Source organism: Peribacillus kribbensis DSM 17871 (assembly GCF_000430765.1).
Classification (GTDB): Bacteria; Bacillota; Bacilli; order Bacillales; family DSM-1321; genus Paraperibacillus; species Paraperibacillus kribbensis.
The window spans coordinates 125,303-143,047 of the sequence record NZ_KE387244.1; the positions used below are offsets into that span (position 1 = coordinate 125,303).

Annotated in this window: 16 protein-coding genes; 12 read left to right on the plus strand and 4 right to left on the minus strand. The window is 46.1% G+C overall.

The features are described 5' to 3' along the window. The first annotated feature begins 217 nt into the window (after positions 1-217). Both H539_RS0125765 and H539_RS0125770 read left to right on the plus strand, forming a co-directional pair. Entirely contained in the window at positions 218-1,438 is a 1,221-nt protein-coding gene (locus H539_RS0125765) for an MFS transporter (protein ID WP_051348815.1), read from the plus strand. A 172-nt stretch (positions 1,439-1,610) separates the two neighbouring features. Beyond that, on the plus strand, positions 1,611-2,594 hold the full coding sequence (locus H539_RS0125770) for a Gfo/Idh/MocA family protein (protein WP_026695916.1): 984 nt from the start codon (positions 1,611-1,613) through the stop codon (positions 2,592-2,594). Positions 2,595-2,643: 49 nt separating this feature from the next. On the opposite strand, the gene H539_RS0125775 is transcribed toward H539_RS0125770, so the two are convergent. Continuing rightward, entirely contained in the window at positions 2,644-4,188 is a 1,545-nt protein-coding gene (locus H539_RS0125775; RefSeq protein ID WP_245602265.1) for an FAD-dependent oxidoreductase, read from the minus strand. A gap of 167 nt (positions 4,189-4,355) precedes the next feature. On the opposite strand from H539_RS0125775, the gene H539_RS0125780 reads away from it, so the two are divergent. From H539_RS0125780 to H539_RS0125805, 6 genes are all read left to right on the plus strand, one after another. Beyond that, a complete protein-coding gene (locus H539_RS0125780; RefSeq protein ID WP_245602266.1) occupies positions 4,356-5,135 on the plus strand; it encodes a MerR family transcriptional regulator in 780 nt (259 codons plus the stop codon). A 319-nt stretch (positions 5,136-5,454) separates the two neighbouring features. Then, on the plus strand, positions 5,455-5,790 hold the full coding sequence (locus tag H539_RS0125785) for a lmo0954 family membrane protein (protein ID WP_026695919.1): 336 nt from the start codon (positions 5,455-5,457) through the stop codon (positions 5,788-5,790). Positions 5,791-5,826: 36 nt separating this feature from the next. Continuing rightward, positions 5,827-6,495 (plus strand): PspA/IM30 family protein, encoded by a 669-nt coding sequence (locus H539_RS0125790; protein WP_026695920.1) that lies wholly within the window; start codon positions 5,827-5,829, stop codon positions 6,493-6,495. 88 nt (positions 6,496-6,583) lie between these two features. Further along, a complete protein-coding gene (gene liaF / locus H539_RS0125795; protein ID WP_026695921.1) occupies positions 6,584-7,318 on the plus strand; it encodes a cell wall-active antibiotics response protein LiaF in 735 nt (244 codons plus the stop codon). After that, positions 7,315-8,343 (plus strand): sensor histidine kinase, encoded by a 1,029-nt coding sequence (locus tag H539_RS0125800; protein ID WP_026695922.1) that lies wholly within the window; start codon positions 7,315-7,317, stop codon positions 8,341-8,343. Before liaF ends, H539_RS0125800 begins: the two co-directional genes overlap by 4 nt. 4 nt (positions 8,344-8,347) lie before the next feature. After that, positions 8,348-8,974, plus strand: coding sequence for a response regulator transcription factor (locus H539_RS0125805; RefSeq protein ID WP_026695923.1), 627 nt, complete (start codon positions 8,348-8,350; stop codon positions 8,972-8,974). Positions 8,975-9,312: 338 nt separating this feature from the next. Here the strand turns inward: H539_RS0125805 and H539_RS0125820 are convergent, their stop codons facing one another. Then, entirely contained in the window at positions 9,313-10,863 is a 1,551-nt protein-coding gene (locus H539_RS0125820) for an ABC-F family ATP-binding cassette domain-containing protein (protein WP_026695924.1), read from the minus strand. Positions 10,864-11,066: 203 nt separating this feature from the next. Here H539_RS0125820 and H539_RS0125825 point away from each other — a divergent pair, with 203 nt between their 5' ends. From H539_RS0125825 to H539_RS0125840, 4 genes are all read left to right on the plus strand, one after another. Then, positions 11,067-13,253: a DNA topoisomerase III gene (locus H539_RS0125825; protein ID WP_026695925.1), complete on the plus strand. Its 2,187-nt coding sequence runs from the start codon at positions 11,067-11,069 to the stop codon at positions 13,251-13,253. Between the two features lie 14 nt (positions 13,254-13,267). Beyond that, entirely contained in the window at positions 13,268-13,744 is a 477-nt protein-coding gene (gene ybaK, locus H539_RS0125830) for a Cys-tRNA(Pro) deacylase (protein ID WP_026695926.1), read from the plus strand. A 198-nt stretch (positions 13,745-13,942) separates the two neighbouring features. After that, positions 13,943-14,614: a DNA alkylation repair protein gene (locus tag H539_RS0125835; RefSeq protein WP_026695927.1), complete on the plus strand. Its 672-nt coding sequence runs from the start codon at positions 13,943-13,945 to the stop codon at positions 14,612-14,614. Between the two features lie 69 nt (positions 14,615-14,683). Continuing rightward, on the plus strand, positions 14,684-15,544 hold the full coding sequence (locus H539_RS0125840) for a Cof-type HAD-IIB family hydrolase (protein ID WP_026695928.1): 861 nt from the start codon (positions 14,684-14,686) through the stop codon (positions 15,542-15,544). Positions 15,545-15,791: 247 nt separating this feature from the next. On the opposite strand, the gene lipA is transcribed toward H539_RS0125840, so the two are convergent. Continuing rightward, positions 15,792-16,688 (minus strand): lipoyl synthase, encoded by an 897-nt coding sequence (gene lipA / locus H539_RS0125845; protein WP_026695929.1) that lies wholly within the window; start codon positions 16,686-16,688, stop codon positions 15,792-15,794. A 14-nt stretch (positions 16,689-16,702) separates the two neighbouring features. Then, complete coding sequence (locus tag H539_RS0125850) at positions 16,703-17,527, minus strand: lipoate--protein ligase family protein (protein ID WP_026695930.1); 825 nt, start codon at positions 17,525-17,527, stop codon at positions 16,703-16,705. Between the last annotated feature and the right edge of the window lie 218 nt (positions 17,528-17,745).

The following is a 17,745-nucleotide window of genomic DNA, read 5'->3' on the forward strand; positions in this document are numbered from 1 at the left end:
ATTTCTGGTGTCATTACTTTTTATTAAAGTATGCTATGTATTAAAGCAGCAGGTTGATTTCAGTTCGCAGCTGGAACGTAAATCAACAATAGTTTACCAAAGATTTTTCATGAGAATGCCGTTATAACGACGTCTTTCAGAAAACAGGCTTTATTATTTTTCTTTTAGCTCTGATATGGACATGCTGTATATAGGGGCTTTAAAAACAGGAGGATCTATGGAAACAAACCAACAGGCAATACATAAAGGCAATAGAAAGCTTTTGGGCGTAGCGGGTCTGGGCTGGCTGTTTGATGCGATGGATGTGGGGATGCTTTCTTTCATTCTGGTAGCCCTTTCTTCAGAATGGGGGCTGTCATCCAAGGAGGTTGGCTGGATCGGCAGTGTGAACTCCATCGGCATGGCAGCGGGTGCTCTTATTTTCGGTCTTTTGGCAGACCGGATCGGCAGGAAAAATGTATTTATCATCACCCTTTTACTGTTTTCAATTGGAAGCGGACTGTCCGCTTTTACAGGAAGCTTGGCGCTGTTTCTTATTTTGCGCTTTATAATCGGCATGGGCCTTGGAGGAGAGCTTCCGGTTGCCTCCACACTGGTTTCTGAGAGCGTCCCGGCTGAGAAAAGGGGCCGTGTGGTTGTATTATTGGAGAGCTTCTGGGCAGGAGGCTGGCTGCTGGCAGCCCTGATTTCGTACTTCGTCATCCCTCATTACGGGTGGCAGGCGGCGCTGTTGATTTCTGTCATCCCTGCCTTATATGCCTTATATCTGAGGCTGGGTCTGCCGGACTCCCCCCGTTATGAAAAAATGAAGGCAGCTCCTAAACCTTCCGTTTGGGAAAACCTCTCAGGGGTGTGGGCGAAGAAATACCGCGGCCAGACGATGACTCTCTGGGTCTTATGGTTCTGTGTGGTATTTTCCTATTATGGAATGTTTCTCTGGCTTCCAAGTGTGATGGTCATAAAAGGCTTTACGCTGATCAAAAGCTTTGAATATGTGCTCATCATGACGCTTGCCCAGCTGCCGGGCTATTTTACGGCTGCTTGGTTCATTGAAAAAATCGGCAGGAAGTTTGTACTTGTAACGTATTTGATCGGTACCGCAGTCAGCGCTTATTTCTTTGGACAGGCTGATTCGCTGGGACTCCTGATCACATCGGGAATCTTCCTTTCCTTCTTTAATTTGGGAGCCTGGGGAGCACTTTATGCGTATACACCGGAACAGTATCCAACCATCATCCGAGGAGCTGGGGCCGGTATGGCGGCGGCCATCGGCCGTGTGGGCGGAGTGCTGGGACCCCTGCTTGTAGGATATCTCGTTGCACAGAAAACCAGCATTACTTCCATCTTCACGATTTTCTGCGTAGCCGTCCTCATTGGGGCAGCGGCTGTCTTTTTCTTCGGAAAAGAAACGAAAAATAGTGAACTTCAGGAAAAATGACGACATATCAAACCTTCCGCAGATTGTGGGAGGTCTATTTTTTAATTTGAGATCTTTTCTAAAGGATTGTTGCTTTTTCAAGAAGTTATGAGAGGCAATTTCGCTTCTTTCTTTCGAAAACAGCCGGGCTGGTTTATACTAAAACAATCATTGAAAAAAGGGGCTGCTGCTCATGAAGCTCGGAACGATCGGCACAAGCTGGATTACCGAATCCTTTATCCAGGCTGCGGGTTTATCAGGAAAATTAACCTTAACATCTGTATATTCACGGACCATGGAGGCTGCAAGGGAATTTGCAGACAAGAACCATGCTCCTCATGCATTTGATTCTCTGGAGGAGATGGCTGGAAGCGATGAAGTGGAAGTGGTGTATATCGCGTCTCCTAACTCGCATCACTTTGAGCATGCCAAAATTTTTATCGAGCATAATAAGCATGTAATCTGCGAGAAGCCGATCTTCTCCAACCTGAAGGAATGGGAAGAGATTTACAGCCTTGCGGAGAAGCACGGGGTATTTGTATTAGAAGCAATCCGTAATATTCATCTTCCCAACTTCACAATATTAAAGGATCAACTTCATAGAGCGGGTGAAATTCGCAGTGTTTTATTTAGTTACCTGCAGTATTCCTCCAGGTATGATGCTTTTTTAAGAGGAGAAGAACCGAACGTCTTTTCTCCAGCGTTTTCTGGAGGAGCGCTTACGGATCTTGGGGTCTACCCCATTTATGCGGCGGTCGGATTATTTGGGAAGCCTGATTCTGTTTTCTTTAGCCCTGTTCTTCTGCGGAATGGGATAGACGGGAGCGGTACACTCGTATTGAATTACGGTTCCTTTGTCTGCACCATCCTTTTCTCTAAGATTACCCATTCTTATATTCCAAGTGAAATTCATGGAGAGAAAGGCTCGATTGTGCTGGATAAGGTGACGCCGATTAAGACCATAGAGCTTATTACCCATAAAACCGGAGAGAAGGAAACATTCGGTGTCCAGCAGAAGGAAGAAGACATGGTGTATGAAATTGAGAATCTGGTAAAGGTCATTGAAACCAATGACCAAGAAGAGTATCAAAGACTGAAAGAACTCAGCAGAACGGTCCTTCATATTACAGAAACCGCCCGGAAACAGAATTCCATTGTATTCGGCACCGAAAAATAAAAAGCCAGGCCTGGCAGGAATAATCCCTGCCGTCTGGCTTTTTTCTTTCTTATTCAGGCAGGTCAACTTTTTTAAGTGGGGTTTTGGCCGGTCCTTCAAGAACTTCGCCGTCCACTCCGAAACGTGAACCATGACAAGGGCAGTCCCATGAACGGTCGCCGCTATTCCAATTCAGCTCACAATACATATGGGTGCAGGTGGTATCCACGAGATGAAGCCTGCCGTTCTGATCTCGGTAGGCCCCGGCCCTCTGTCCATTCACCTCTACAACCTTCGCTTCATCAACTCCGACATCCTCTAAGGTATGGTTGGGCTTATCCAGCTTGCCTTCGACAAAATGCTTCGCGACATCAGCGTTATCTTTAATAAAGTTCTTAATGGATGGATTAGCCTTGAAACGCTGGGGCGTAAACACCTGCTCATAGGGATTGTCCCGGCCCATAACCATGTCACGCATCAAGAGTGCGGCGTTCGTTCCGTTTGTCATCCCCCATTTGGCATATCCGGTCGCCACGAAGACATTGTCATAATCCTCTGTAAGCTTCCCTATATAAGGGACCCCATCGAGGGTATGGATATCCTGTGCGGACCACCGGTAAGGTATGTCCTTAATGCCATAGGTCTTCTCGGCATACGGGACAAGCTCCTCATAATAATCCTTTGTATCCAGGTCCTGTCCGGTTTTATGGCCGTCACCGCCAAAAAGAACGGCTTTTTCTCCGTCAATCATGGTATAGCGAAGGGAACGCGTGGGCTTCTCTGCATTAATATACATGCCGCCTGGAAATTCCTTCTCTGTTTTAACCGCAATCACATAAGATCTTTCCTGTGAAAGCCGGGTGAAATACTTCCCCTCCTTGCTATAGAATGGATAATGGGAACAGATCAGCACGTGATTGCAGGTAATTTCATTTTTATTTTCATTTTTAAGAGCGATTTTTAGCGGAGGTCCTTTTTTGATATCTCCGGCCGTCGTATTTTCATAGATGTTTCCACCCATCTGGACGATCTCATCCACCAGATGTGAAAGATATTTCAACGGATGAAACTGAGCCTGATTTTTCATGACAACCGCACCTTTTACCGGGAAGGAAAGCGGTGTTTTATCCGCAAATGTCCCATCAATCCCAAGTTTTTCATAGGCTCTGATCTCATCCTGAAGCTTTGGGAGATACTCGCTCGATTCTGTAAAAACATACGCATCCTCGTTCGAAAAATCGCAGGAAATATCCTGCTCCGAAACAAGATTCCGGATAAACTCCAAAGCAGCCTGATTTGCCTCGTAATAAAGCTTTGCATTTTCTTCTCCATGCTGTTCGATCAGCGTTGCGTAAATTAAACTGTGCTGGGCAGAAATTTTTGCAGTTGTATGGGCTGTAATTCCATTCAGGATATTGTCTGCGTCAATAAGGGTCACTCTGCGTCCTTCTTTTAAAAGCAGATAGGCAGCTGTAATTCCGGTAATGCCGCCGCCTACAATGGCAATATCCGTCTCGATGTTTTCGTTCAATGGCGGAAAAGACTGAATCTGAGAGGATACACGCCAATAAGGCTCCGGTTTTACAGGCATCTGGCTTTGCTGGTTTTCATTCATAAGTACCTCCTGAATCGTTAATGGGGGAATACACCGAACATATTCTTACAAAATTTACCCCTTCATCTCCTTAATATTCACGAATGACCCATTTTCTATAATTTTTAGAGAGTAAGAAAAATAGTTGAAAAAAAGGATTGAACCTCACGCTGCGTGAGGAGGTATCCTTGAAACCGGAGGTGGTATTGGTGGCTTATAAGGTAAAGGAAGTGTCAGAAATGACCGGGATAAGTGTAAGGACGCTCCATCACTATGATGAAATTGGACTTCTAAAGCCGCAGTGGGTGAACAGCGCCGGACATCGGACTTATTCTGACGAAAACTTGACTCGTCTTCAGCAGATTTTATTTTTAAAGGAATTAGAATTTCCTTTGGCAGAAGTCAAAGACATTCTGGATAACCCGGATTTTGACAGAAGGGAGGCTCTCCTGGCTCAAAAGAAGATGCTCCTAGCGAAACAAAATAGGCTGGAACAGATCATTCAGACCATTAATCTCTCAATAGAAAATCTAGAAGGAGGAAACACAATGGACAGTAAGGACCAATTTCATGGCTTCGATGTAAGCGAGATTGAAAAATATAAAGACCGATACCGGGAGGAAGTCAGGCAGAAGTACGGCAAGAAAGCCGGGGAAAGCGAAAAAAGGACTGCTGCCTATACCCCTGATGATTGGAAAAAGATCCAGGAGAGCACAGACCGTATTTTTTATAAACTTGCGGGACTGATGGAAAATGGCCCGGACGATCCGGAGGTTCAAAAGACCCTGGATGAATACCGCTCATTCATCAGCGCCCATTATTATGATTGCACCGTCGAGATCTTCAGCGGTCTTGGAGATCTATATGTGGAGGACGCCCGTTTCACGGCTAACATCGACAAATACAGGCAGGGACTTTCCGCCTTCCTCCAGAAGGCTATGCATCTATATGGAGACGAACGGAAATAAACAGATAAAAGGATGAAGCCGCCTTCATCCTTTTTTTCTTTTTTTCTAGGCTTTAGAATCCATAGACTAAGGAGAATTCAAAGGTGGTGAATTTCAGGCTAATGTACACTGAGGAAGCATAAGAACAGATATAAGGGGAGACATCCGATTAACTGCTCTCAATAAGGATAAGCCAAAATTTGATGTATAAACAACACCATTATATTAAGGAGACGTAGGCCCGCTACGCCTCAAGTCCTAATTGAAAATATAGCTGGAGGACGTTATGAGAAATCAGCAATGTAGATAAGATAGAGCTATAGAAAGGAGGAACAACGAAATGAAAAAATTTGGATTGATTGCAGCAGGTGTAATAGCAGCCGTTATTCTCATGGCGAACCTGGGACATATAATCGGGCTTGTGATAAGCGTTGCTATTCTTTACCTGGTGGCTAAGAGGTTTGTGAAGGCGAAGACGGTGTGGAAAAGAATTCTGTGGGGCGGCTTAGGTTTGATCGTAGTAGTCTCAGCTATCTCCAATATCCCGGCGGTCCTTGGCCTGGCAGCAGCATTTGTGTTGTACATGGTTTTTAGAAATTGGAACAAAACAGAAGAACCGCAAAAAGAGAGCGATCCATTTACAAACTTTGAAAGAGAATGGTCCAAATTGAAATAAAAGAAAAAATGAAACCTAAAAAAGGAGAGATTTTAAATGGGAAACTTATTTACTAGAATCAAGGAAACGGTTGTTGCGGACTTTCACTCTCTGCTCGACGAAAAGGAGCAGAAAAATCCATTATCGCTTTTGAATCAATATCTTAGGGACTGCGAAAATGAGGTTGAGCGTGTTCGTAAATTGGTAGAACGCCAGTATCTGTTGAAGGAAGAATTCAATCGTGAATTGGACAGCGCAAAGGAAATGGCTGAAAAAAGAAAGCATCAGGCTGAAGTGGCACAGCAGGCAGGGGAAAATGAACTATACGAATTTGCTGTGCGAGAAGCGGCACATTATGGTGAGCGTGCATCTTATCTTAAAAAGGTATATGAAGAGGCAATCAGCCAGCTGGATGAGCTGGAAAGAAAGTACGAAGAAATGAAGCATAAGCTAAAAGATATGCAGATCAAGCGCCTGGAGCTGATGGGACGTGAGAACATAGCCCGTGCGAACCAGAAAATGAATTCGGTCCTGCAGCAATCGGAGTATGAAGGGAAAGCCGAGCCCCGGTTCAAGGATCTTGAAGGATATCTGGACCGCCTGGAGCAGAAGGTGTCCACCTCCTATCTTCACAGCACGATCGACGGGAAAATTGAAAAGCTTGAAAAAGAATTAAGAAATAATGAAAGCCAGTCAAATTCCGGGATGAAACATGATATTCTATAAGTAACTGTCCAAGTTGGAAGACGGAACCAAGGCGCAGGCATCCTGCGCCTTTTAAAGCGGATATAAATCTTGAAGGGGGCGGATCTCCGTGCTGAATAAATTGAAGATTGAACATATAAACCGGCTGATATGGCTCTCATTTTTTCTGATTACTCTTGAGCTCTTATTTTTTCATACGGGTTCCATATTCTCTCTTTTAGCCTCTGCCTTATTTATCTATTGGGGAAGGAAGAAATATCATAAAACGATTGGGATGATTGTATTCTGGCTGGGGATTTTCTCTTTGGTCGTTACGGTATTCAATATGTATGCAGCCAAGTTTTTTGTACTGGCGTTAGTGGTCTATTTCTTCGTCCAGTATAATCAATCCAGGCAAAACCCCAAAAAAGTGAAGCCAATCATCCTGGAAAAAGCGGGTGATAAAAAGGCAGAGACCATCTATAAGAAAGCCCCCCTGTTCAAGAACCGCCTCTATGGACTTTTGAATACCCAAGAATACGCCTATGAGTGGAGAGATGTGAACATCCAGGGAGCCTTTGGGGACACGGTCATCGACCTGAGCTATACAGTCCTGCCAAAGGGAGAGTCCATTATCTCCATCCGCCATTTAATAGGAAATGTCAGGATCCTGATTCCATACGATATGGAGATCTCTGTAAATCATTCCGCCTTGATTGGTTCAGCACGGATTCTACAGGAGCAGGAACCGAAAATGTTCAACCAAAACATCATCTATCAGACTGGGGGCTATGAGGATGCACCTCAAAAAGTGAAAATCATGACCTCCCTCATCTCTGGCGACCTAGAGGTGAAAAGAATATGAATATCGTTCTGCGCCAAATCAGTTTTGGGATCATCCTTTCCCTTGTATTTTTATTGTTTATTTCCATTGTTTACTTTATTATTTTCCCGCTGCAGAGCCTGGATCTTCTCTGGTATAAACAGGTCGGCGGCTATCCGGTTGCGGTTTTTCTGGTGGGAGTGAGCCTGCTATTGGGACTTGTGGTCGGACTTTGGTACGGCGTCTACTGGAAAAGACAGATCGCTTCCATTAATGATGCCCTTTATGATCTTGAAGAAGGAAGCGAAATTTCTGATGCAAGAGATGCGGCAGCAGAAATGAAGGTCATCCGAAAGAAAATCAGCACCATACAGGCTCATATGAAGGAACAGATCAAACAGTCACAAAAGCTGGCCAATGAAAAAGCGGAGGTCCAGGAAGCCCGCATCCAGGAAATCGTTTCTCAGGAAAGAAACCGGCTGGCCCGTGAGCTCCATGATTCAGTCAGCCAGCAGCTGTTCGCCGCCTCGATGCTGATGTCGGCTATCAATGAATCAAAAGAAGAAAATTCCTTGGAAAGCTCCCAGCTAAAGCTTGTAGAAGGAATGATCCATCAGTCTCAGCTGGAGATGCGGGCCCTGCTGCTGCATCTGCGCCCGGCACCCCTGAAGGGAAAATCCCTTCATGAAGGGATTGAAGAGCTGCTGAACGAGCTGGAGCATAAGGTGCCTCTTGAAATTCAGCGCAAGCTGGAGCCTGTTATGGCGGATAAGGGAATCGAAGACCATCTATTCAGGATCCTGCAGGAGTCTGTCTCCAATACTCTGCGCCATTCAAAGGCTACAACGCTGGAAGTAGTATTGATCAAAAGGGACGATTTCATTATCATGCGCGTGATGGATGATGGGGTCGGTTTCGAAGTGGAGGAGGCCAAATCAGGCTCCTATGGAATGCAGAATATGCAGGAAAGAGCCCTTGAAATAGGCGGGACTCTCAAACTGATCAGTGTGAAGAACCAGGGGTCGCGCCTTGAGGTTAAGGTGCCTGTCATCAAAATGGAGGAGTGAGGAAATGATACGAGTATTGCTTGTAGACGACCACGAAATGGTCAGGCTCGGTGTTGGGTCCTATTTATCAGCTCAGTCTGATATTGAAGTATGCGGCGAGGCGGAAAACGGCTTTCAGGCTGTGAAGCTTGCCCTTGAACTAAAGCCTGACATTATCCTAATGGACTTAGTCATGAAGGAAATGGACGGAATTGAAGCAACCGAAAATATCATCTCAGAATGGCCCGCGGCAAAAATCATCATTGTCACAAGCTTCCTGGATGACGAAAAGGTTTATCCGGCATTGGAGGCGGGTGCAACGAGCTATATGCTCAAAACCTCGAAGGCCAGCGAAATCGCAGACGCCGTCAGGAATACATATCACGGCCAGTCCGTCCTTGAGCCTGAAGTAACGGGCAAAATGATGGTTAAAATGCGGCAGAAAGCGCAGCCCCATGAACAGCTGACCAGCCGGGAAAGTGAAATTCTCCTGCTCATGGCCCAGGGGAAGACCAATCAGGAAATGGCGGACGAACTATTTATCGCCCTCAAAACCGTAAAAGTCCACGTAAGCAACATCCTCAGCAAACTGGACGTGCAGGACCGCACCCAGGCTGTCATCTATGCCTTCAAACATCATCTTGTGAAATAAAGAGCCGGTTTTTGCGGTTTCTGCAGGAGATGCTCCGTTTTAGTTTTGTGCTGAAATCGCAGTGGGATCGGCATCTATACTGATGAAAAAAAATACATCTCGCCATGGAACAGTGGCGAGTTTTTTTATGCCTGAATACACAGATTCATAACTCCTTCTGAGAACGTTTCTCTTACACCTTCCGAGCTGAACGCACGCAGGCTCACAGCCATCTCTGAAGCCCCCCTCCGAACAGCCTCCGAGCATAATCCATCAAAAGCTTAGCCTGATCAGTCCGCGCAGCTTCATATCCTTCTGTAAAATAAAAAGCACCCGCAATATCAGCGGGTGCAAAAGGATCAGGCCTGGCCGGCCCACTCTTCGACATTCCATACCTTTGTAACCCAGTCTTCGTAGAAGTCAGGCTCGTGGCATACAAGAACGACGGTACCTTTATAGTCTTTGAGTGCACGTTTGAGCTCGTCCTTGGCTGTAACGTCAAGGTGGTTGGTCGGCTCATCAAGGAGAAGCCAGTTGCTTTCATTCAGCATGAGCTTGGTCAGGCGCACTTTGGCCTGCTCACCGCCGCTCAGCTGGCTCATCGGGCGGGCAATATGCTCATTTTTCAAACCGGAGCGCGCAAGAATTCCGCGCACCTGTCCCTGGTCGAGGGATGGGAAGGCTGCCCAGAGTTCATCAATAGGTGTTGTGTTTCCTGCTTTTACTTCCTGTTCGAAATAAGAAGGATGGAGGAAATCACCCTGAACCGTTTTACCGCTCAGCGGCTGGATTTTGCCTAAAATGGTTTTCAGGAGTGTGGATTTACCCACACCATTACAGCCGACGATCGCAATTTTTTCACCGCGTTCAATCGTTACATTCAGTTTAGGAAGCAATGGGGCTGAATATCCGATCTCAAAATCCTCTCCTTCGAATACATAGCGGCCGCTGCTGCGGGATTCCTTGAATTCAAAGGTTGGCTTAGCAGCTGTTTCAGGACGGTCAATCCGTTCCAGGCGCTCCAGCTGCTTCTGCCGGCTCTTTGCCCTTCCTGTAGTGGAATAACGGGCTTTATTTTTTGCAATGAAATCTTCCTGCTTCTTAATGAATTCCTGCTGTTTCTCATAAGCATTAATATGCTGGTTTTTATTAATTTCAGCCAGCTCAAGGAACTTTTCATAAGTTGCCGTATAGCGGGTAAGCTTGGAAAACTCCAGATGGAAAATAATATCCACAACGCCGTTCATAAATTCGGTATCATGCGAAATTAATAGGAACGCATATGGATAATCTTTGAGATAGCGGCTGAGCCAGTTAATATGCTCAACATCCAGGTAGTTGGTCGGCTCATCGAGAAGAAGGACCTTTGGCTGCTCCAAAAGAAGCTTCGCCAGTAAGACCTTCGTACGCTGACCGCCGCTCAGGGCAGATACATCACGGTCAAGGCCGATGGCATCGAGACCCAGACCACGTGCGGCATCTTCAACCTTTAAATCAAGGGAATAAAATCCGCCCGCATCCAGGTTATCCTGAATTTCGCCCATCCTTGCAAGGAGCTCTTCCAGTTCTTCAGGTGTAGCGGTTCCCATCTTTTCTGCTACTTCATTAAGCTCTTTTTCCTGCTCAAAAAGAGGAAGGAACGCATCGTTTAATACATCGCGGATCGTTTTGCCCTTTGACAGGACGGTATGCTGATCCAGATAGCCGTATTGGGTGCCTGGGGTCCACTCAACCCTGCCTGTATCATGGATAAGCTGTTTGGTAATTATATTCATCATCGTCGACTTCCCAACGCCGTTTGCGCCTACAAGGCCGACATGCTCGCCGGGAAGAAGCCGGAATGTTACATCTTTAAATAATGTGCGGTCGCCAAAGCTGTGTCCTAATTTATCTACAGTGAGTACACTCATTTGTTTATTAACCTCCGCTGCTAATCTTAAAAAATCCTATCTTCCATCATACTAAATTTTGGACGTTAATACCATCCCCCATATTTTTCCCAGTCAGGATATGTCCAGGCTTCGAATAGGTGTAATTTTTCCAGATTTCAGTTAGACTTAACAGTAGGCACGTGTCTAAAGCCGAATGGGATGATTGAAAGGATGTTTATGAAATGCCCAAACAACTTGTATTAGCAGAGAAGCCATCAGTGGCTAGAGATATAGCAAGAGTTCTTAAATGTACAAAAAAAGGAAACGGATACCTGGAAGGCGATAAATATATTGTAACCTGGGCCCTTGGACATCTTGTGACCCTGGCAGACCCTGAAAACTATGATGAAAAATATAAGGCCTGGAGGCTGGAAGACCTTCCGATGCTTCCTAACTCGCTAAAGCTTGTGGTCATCAAGCAGACAGGGAAGCAGTACCAGGCGGTAAAAGCCCAGCTGAACCGGAACGATGTCCATGAGATCGTCATCGCGACGGACGCAGGACGGGAAGGCGAGCTTGTTGCCCGATGGATTCTGGAAAAATCCAATGTAAAGAAGCCGGTCAAAAGGCTGTGGATTTCTTCCGTAACAGATAAAGCGATTAACGAAGGGTTCCGCCGCCTTAAGAGCGGGAAGGAATATGAAAATCTTTATGCATCCGCAGTAGCACGTGCCGAAGCTGACTGGGTGGTTGGCCTGAATGCTACGCGTGCGCTGACTACAAAATATAATGCCCAGCTTTCCTGCGGCAGGGTGCAGACCCCGACCCTGGCCATCATTGCGAAAAGAGAAGAAGATATCAAAAATTTCAAGTCTAAACCCTACTATGGCATCAGCGCTGCGGCTGAGGGCGATTTAAGGCTGACCTGGCAGGATGGAAAGACAAAGGATATCAAAACCTTCGACCAGGATAAGGCGGAGAGAATCCTGGCAGCTGTCAAAGGAAATTCTATTCAGGTAACGGACGTCAAAAAGTCGTTAAAGAAAACCTACGCACCAGCCCTGTATGATTTAACAGAGCTGCAGAGGGATGCGAATAAAAAGTTTGGCTATTCTGTCAAAGAGACACTGTCCATTATGCAGAAGCTGTATGAGCAGCATAAGGTCCTGACCTATCCTAGGACCGATTCCAGATATATTACTTCTGATATCGTCGACACCTTAAAAGACCGGATCAAGGCCATTGGGGCGAGGGAATACGCTTCGATCGGCGCGAAAATTCTCCGCACTGGCATCAAGGCCAATAAATCCTTTGTGGATGACAGCAAGGTATCAGACCACCATGCGATCATTCCGACGGAGCAGGATTTTTATATCGGATCTTTGAGCGACAAAGAATACAAAATTTATGATCTTGTGGTCAAGCGCTTCCTGGCTGTATTGCTTCCGCCATTTGAATATGAGCAGACAACCATCCAGGCAAAAATCGGGAATGAATTCTTCACTGCCAAGGGCAAAATCATTCAGTCAGCAGGATGGAAGGAAGTGTATGGCAGCTTTGATGAGGAAGATGCAGATTCCATGGACGACCAGCAGCTGCCTCCAATTAAAGCGGGGGATACCCTGAAGCAGTCCTCGGCTGTTCTTACAAAAGGAAGCACAAAGCCGCCTGCACATTTTAATGAAGCGACTCTCTTATCCGCGATGGAGAATCCAGTCCAGTTCATGGCAGGAGAGGATAAAGAACTGATTCAGACGATTGGAAAAACAGGCGGGCTTGGAACAGTGGCTACAAGGGCCGATATCATTGATAAACTGTTCAACAGCTTCCTTCTTGAAAAGAAGGGGAAGGACATCTTCATCACCTCGAAAGGACGCCAGCTTCTTGATCTGGTGCCGGAGGACCTAAAGTCACCTGCATTGACAGCCGAATGGGAGCAAAAGCTCGACCGCATAGCGAAAGGTTCTCTTAATAAGAATGCGTTTATTGGGGAAATGAAAAATTATGCGAAAGCGGTCGTGCAGGAAATTAAATTCAGCAGCAAAACCTTTAAGCATGATAATGTAACAGGGAAAATGTGCCCGGATTGCGGGAAACCGATGCTTGAAGTGAATGGAAAAAGAGGGAAAATGCTGGTCTGCCAGGATCGTGAATGCGGCCACCGGAAAAATGTTTCCAGGACCACCAATGCACGCTGCCCAGTCTGCCATAAGAAGCTTGAGCTGAGAGGAGAAGGCGAGGGCCAGATTTTTGTCTGCTCCTGCGGCCACCGCGAGAAGCTCTCGGTCTTCCAGAACAAGAGGAATAAGCAAAAAGGCGGGAAAGCTACAAAGCAGGATGTAAACAAATACCTGAAAAACCAGCAGAAGGATGAGCCGATTAACACTGCACTGGCCGACGCACTGGCAAAGCTTAAATTAGATAAGTAAAGGGCTGAGGAAAGATGGCGCAGGCAAAGACGAATGCCATGCGGATCCTTGATAAGGAGAAGCTGGATTATTCCATGTATACGTATGAAAATAAAGACGGCAAAATAGATGGGGTTTCGGCGGCTGAAAAAATCGGCCGTCCGCTTGAAAGTGTGTTCAAGACCCTTGTCACAGCAGGGAAGTCGGGTGCGCTCTATGTTTTTGTCGTTCCGGTTGCAGAAGAGCTGGACCTGAAGAAGGCAGCCAGGGCTGCTGATGAAAAGAATATAGAGATGATTCCAGTCAAGGATATCCAAAAGTGGACAGGATACATCAGGGGAGGCTGTTCTCCTGTTGGAATGAAAAAACAGTACCCCACCTTTATCCATGAAAGTGCGGAGAGCCTTGACAGGATCATCGTCAGCGGAGGCAGAATCGGCATGCAGATCGAGCTTAAGCCCGGCGTCCTGCAGACCGTCACACAAGCTGTCTTTGCAGATATCATTAAATAAACCTGTTTTGCCCTGGAAGAATATTTTCGAAAACGTGAACTCATACAAACCACAGCAGATAATAAGGAGCAGACGCCTATAGCCTGCTCCTTTTTGCACGGGAATTAAGAGCTTGGGAATGGGGGGGCGTCTTCATTTCTCAGAAAGGAAAATAATGGTGTAGAATAGAAGGCAGGAAAGCGGAATGGAGCGGAAGCAATGGAAATAGCGGAGGAGCTTTATCGGTTATTTAGTGAGAATGGCAAAAAAGAGGACAAGGGGCCGATGGAGGCATATATGAAGAATCATTTTTCTTTCTTCGGCATAAAGTCTCCGGTAAGGAAAAAGCTTGTTTCAGATTTTTTTAAGGAGAAGGAAGTTTTTAAACAGAATTTCTCGCCGGAGCTGGTCCGAAAGCTATGGAGCTATGAGGAAAGAGAAATGCAGTATGCAGCTTTGGATTATTGTGCAAAATATGTGAAGAAATATTCCAGGGAAGATGTATTATTATTTAAGGAGCTTATCGTCACTAAATCCTGGTGGGACACAGTGGATTCCATTGCTGCCGGACTGGTGGGGACCATTGCCTCTCTTTATCCGGAGCTGGCCGATGAGCATATTGAATGCTGGTCCCTGGATGATCATATGTGGCTTAGGCGGACAGCGATTTTATTTCAGCTGAAATATAAGCAGCAAACAGATGCAGCCCGTCTATACCGGTATATCGAAAGAAATGCGGACAGCAAAGAATTTTTTATTCAGAAAGCCATAGGCTGGGCACTCAGGGAATACTCCAAGACCAGCCCGGATTCTGTAGCCGGCTTCATTCAAACACATGAGCTTCCGAAATTAAGTATCCGGGAAGGAAGCAAATATCTGAATAAAAGCTGATTTTCATCCCGGTTTTGTTAGAATAAGAACGTGGTATGTAAGAGTTAGCGATAGAAAGTTGGTGCATCCTTGATTAAAAGTATTGCTATTGATATGGATGGAACATTGATCAATAAAAAACAGTCCATCAGCAAAGAAAACATTGAAGCCATTGAAAAAGCGAAGGCAAAAGGAATAGAGGTCGTCATCGCTACGGGAAGGTCCTTCCAGGAAGCGAGCCATGCGCTGTCAGAGGCCGGCATTAAATCCTCTATCATCGGTATAAACGGGGCAGTCGTCCTTGATCCCGACGGGCATATTGTGGAAGCCAATGCCTTGGATTTTGAATCTGTCCGAAAAGCCGCAGACATACTTAAAAAACTGGATCTATATTATGAGATTTATACGAATCAGGGTACATATTCACAGGATAAAGATAAATCGCTTGCCCTTCTCGTTGATATTTTCCTCACCTCCAATCCGGGAGCAGATCCTGTCGTAGTAACAGAAGAAGCCCGGAAGCGTTTTGAGGTCTCTCAAATCAAAATCGTCGACAGCTATGAAAGGCTTTTCGAAAATCCTGAAATTGTCTACTATAAATTTCTTGTTTTCTCCGTCGATTTCAAAAAGCTTGGAGAGGCAGCATCCGAACTAAAGCAGGTGGGCAGTCTTGCCGTTACGGCATCCGGCCGGGACAACCTCGAGATCAATGCTCTTGATGCACAAAAAGGGGTGGCCCTCGAAAAGTACCTGAACAAACTCGGCATTCCTTTGGAAGATACCATGGCGATTGGAGATAATTATAATGATGTTTCCATGTTTGAACGGGTAGGAAGGTCTGTCGCAATGGGCAATGCTCCTGCTGACATCCAAAGAATCTGTGACTTTGTCACCGCCTCCAATAATGAAAACGGAGTGGCAAAAGCTATCTTGGAGGCTATCGGAGAATAAATCGATTGAATATGTATAAAGCCTAAACTTTGGGGACATACTATAAACATGATTGTTTTTCCATAATATCCCCTTTTCATTCCACCTTCCTTAAGCTTGATGCTTGAGGGGTGGTTTTTTTTGGACCTACTGAGCTCCTAATAAAGAAACTCGCCAAAGGCGAGTTTACTTTTTTTATATATCAATAACGTCCAGCTCAATGATAAGGCTCCCAAAACGGGACCCTTTACCTGTATCCAGGTGCGGTTTATGGCTGCAGCTGACGCTCTTTGGCTGCTGCATTTACCTGCTCGTCCGCATGGTAGGAAGATCTTACAAGCGGACCGGCTTCACAATGGCTGAAGCCTTTTGATAAAGCGATTTCCTTGAGCTCGGCAAATTCATCCGGATGATAGTAGCGCTCTACCTTCAAGTGCTTTTTCGTAGGCTGCAGATACTGGCCGATGGTCATGATGTCCACATCATGTGCCCGAAGGTCATCCATGGCTTCAATGATTTCTTCCTTCGTTTCGCCAAGGCCCACCATGATGCTTGATTTAGTAGGAGTGGCAGGGCTTAGCTCCTTGACTCTTTTCAATAATTGGAGAGAACGGTCATAGGTAGCGACGGCACGGACACGTTTGGTCAGGCGGCGGACGGTCTCGATATTATGGTTGAAAATGTCCGGCTTTGCCTCCATGAGGGTCATGATGCTTTCGTCGTCTCCTTTCATATCGGAAGGAAGAACCTCGATGGTGCAGAATGGTGACTTCCTGCGAACGGCACGGACCGTTTCGGCAAATACCGCTGCTCCGCCATCCTTCAGGTCATCGCGGGCAACTGCAGTAATGACAGCATGACGGAGACCCATAACAGCCACAGAATCGGCTACTCTTTCCGGCTCCTGCCAGTCAAGCTCCGTTGGCAGGCCCGTCTTTACGGCACAGAAACGGCAGGCCCTTGTACAGATGTCGCCGAGAATCATAAAGGTAGCCGTTTTCCTTACTGCCCAGCATTCATGGATATTCGGGCATCGGGCTTCTTCACATACTGTATGAAGATTCTGTTCCCTCATCATCTTCTTCAGGCCTGTATACTCCTTATTGGTATTCAATTTGATTTTCAGCCAATCTGGCTTCCTAAGATGTTCCTGCTGGTTTGCCATTTTATACGCTCCTTTTAGCGGGAATAATTCCACTCATCCGTTTCATATTTTTCAGCAAGCTGATTAACTTCCTCCACTTGTTCCTGGGTTAACTCAAATTTCTGTAATTGGACATCAAGGCCTTCGGCAAATCCCTTATAAAAGGCTTCCTTTATTTCCTCCAGGCTTATGCTGCGTCCTGCCGCCTCAGAAACAGAGGCCGCTTTCCCTGAGAAGCTCTTCATGGCCCGTTCTTTGACTCGCTCATTCGGATAAATAAAACAGTCAAAAAGGGTCTCTTCATCGATCTCAAGCGGGATGGAGCCGTGCTGGAGGATGACGCCTTTTTGGCGGCATTGTGCACTTCCGGCAGACTTCCTTCCATTGACGACCAGCTCATACCAGGAGGATTCATCAAAGCAGACAGCCGAATTGGTTTTCCCGATTTTTTTTCCTTCCTCAGGTATGGCGAGGTCGGCGTCGATTCCCAGGTTCCTAAAGCCTTGGAGAAGGCCCTGGGATATGATTCTATAAGCCTCTGTGACACCCTTAGGCATTTTAGGATGGCCTTCACTCACAACCACGCTGTATGTCAGTTCCTTATCATGCAGGACGGCGCGGCCGCCTGTCAGCCTTCGCACTAATTTAAATCCTTTTCTATGTACTTCCTCCACATCGATCCTGCCATGCACCTTCTGAAAGTATCCCACAGACATCCCAGGAGGGTTCCAGGTGTAAAACCGTACGACCGGCGGGATCAGCCCCTGGCTGTGCCAGTTAAGGAGGGCCTCGTCCATAGCCATATTATAAGCGGGTGTGTTTTCTCCTGTATCAATAAATAACCATGATTCTTTTTCCAATGCAAGGACCTCTTTCATACAGTGTCATAAAAACATAAACGGGGACCTTAATAACCCTGTTTTCCTCCTTACTTTAGCACAAGAAAGGACCATTTTGGAAGGATATCGGACTAAATTAGTGGGAATAGGAAGAAAGTTCGGATTAGTATGGCTTGAAATAATAAAACGGTTCCATATTGAGGCGGCTCCTGCCTACTCGTTTTGTTAAAGGATGGTAA

Bases quoted from the DNA above. Each gene is read 5' to 3' on its own strand.
- H539_RS0125765 (WP_051348815.1), top strand. From the start codon at position 218: ATGGAAACAAACCAACAGGCAATACATAAAGGCAATAGAAAGCTTTTG.
- H539_RS0125770 (WP_026695916.1), top strand. From the start codon at position 1,611: ATGAAGCTCGGAACGATCGGCACAAGCTGGATTACCGAATCCTTTATC.
- H539_RS0125775 (WP_245602265.1), bottom strand. From the start codon at position 4,188: ATGAATGAAAACCAGCAAAGCCAGATGCCTGTAAAACCGGAGCCTTAT.
- H539_RS0125785 (WP_026695919.1), top strand. From the start codon at position 5,455: ATGAAAAAATTTGGATTGATTGCAGCAGGTGTAATAGCAGCCGTTATT.
- H539_RS0125790 (WP_026695920.1), top strand. From the start codon at position 5,827: ATGGGAAACTTATTTACTAGAATCAAGGAAACGGTTGTTGCGGACTTT.
- H539_RS0125800 (WP_026695922.1), top strand. From the start codon at position 7,315: ATGAATATCGTTCTGCGCCAAATCAGTTTTGGGATCATCCTTTCCCTT.
- H539_RS0125805 (WP_026695923.1), top strand. From the start codon at position 8,348: ATGATACGAGTATTGCTTGTAGACGACCACGAAATGGTCAGGCTCGGT.
- H539_RS0125820 (WP_026695924.1), bottom strand. From the start codon at position 10,863: ATGAGTGTACTCACTGTAGATAAATTAGGACACAGCTTTGGCGACCGC.
- H539_RS0125825 (WP_026695925.1), top strand. From the start codon at position 11,067: ATGCCCAAACAACTTGTATTAGCAGAGAAGCCATCAGTGGCTAGAGAT.
- ybaK (WP_026695926.1), top strand. From the start codon at position 13,268: ATGGCGCAGGCAAAGACGAATGCCATGCGGATCCTTGATAAGGAGAAG.
- H539_RS0125835 (WP_026695927.1), top strand. From the start codon at position 13,943: ATGGAAATAGCGGAGGAGCTTTATCGGTTATTTAGTGAGAATGGCAAA.
- lipA (WP_026695929.1), bottom strand. From the start codon at position 16,688: ATGGCAAACCAGCAGGAACATCTTAGGAAGCCAGATTGGCTGAAAATC.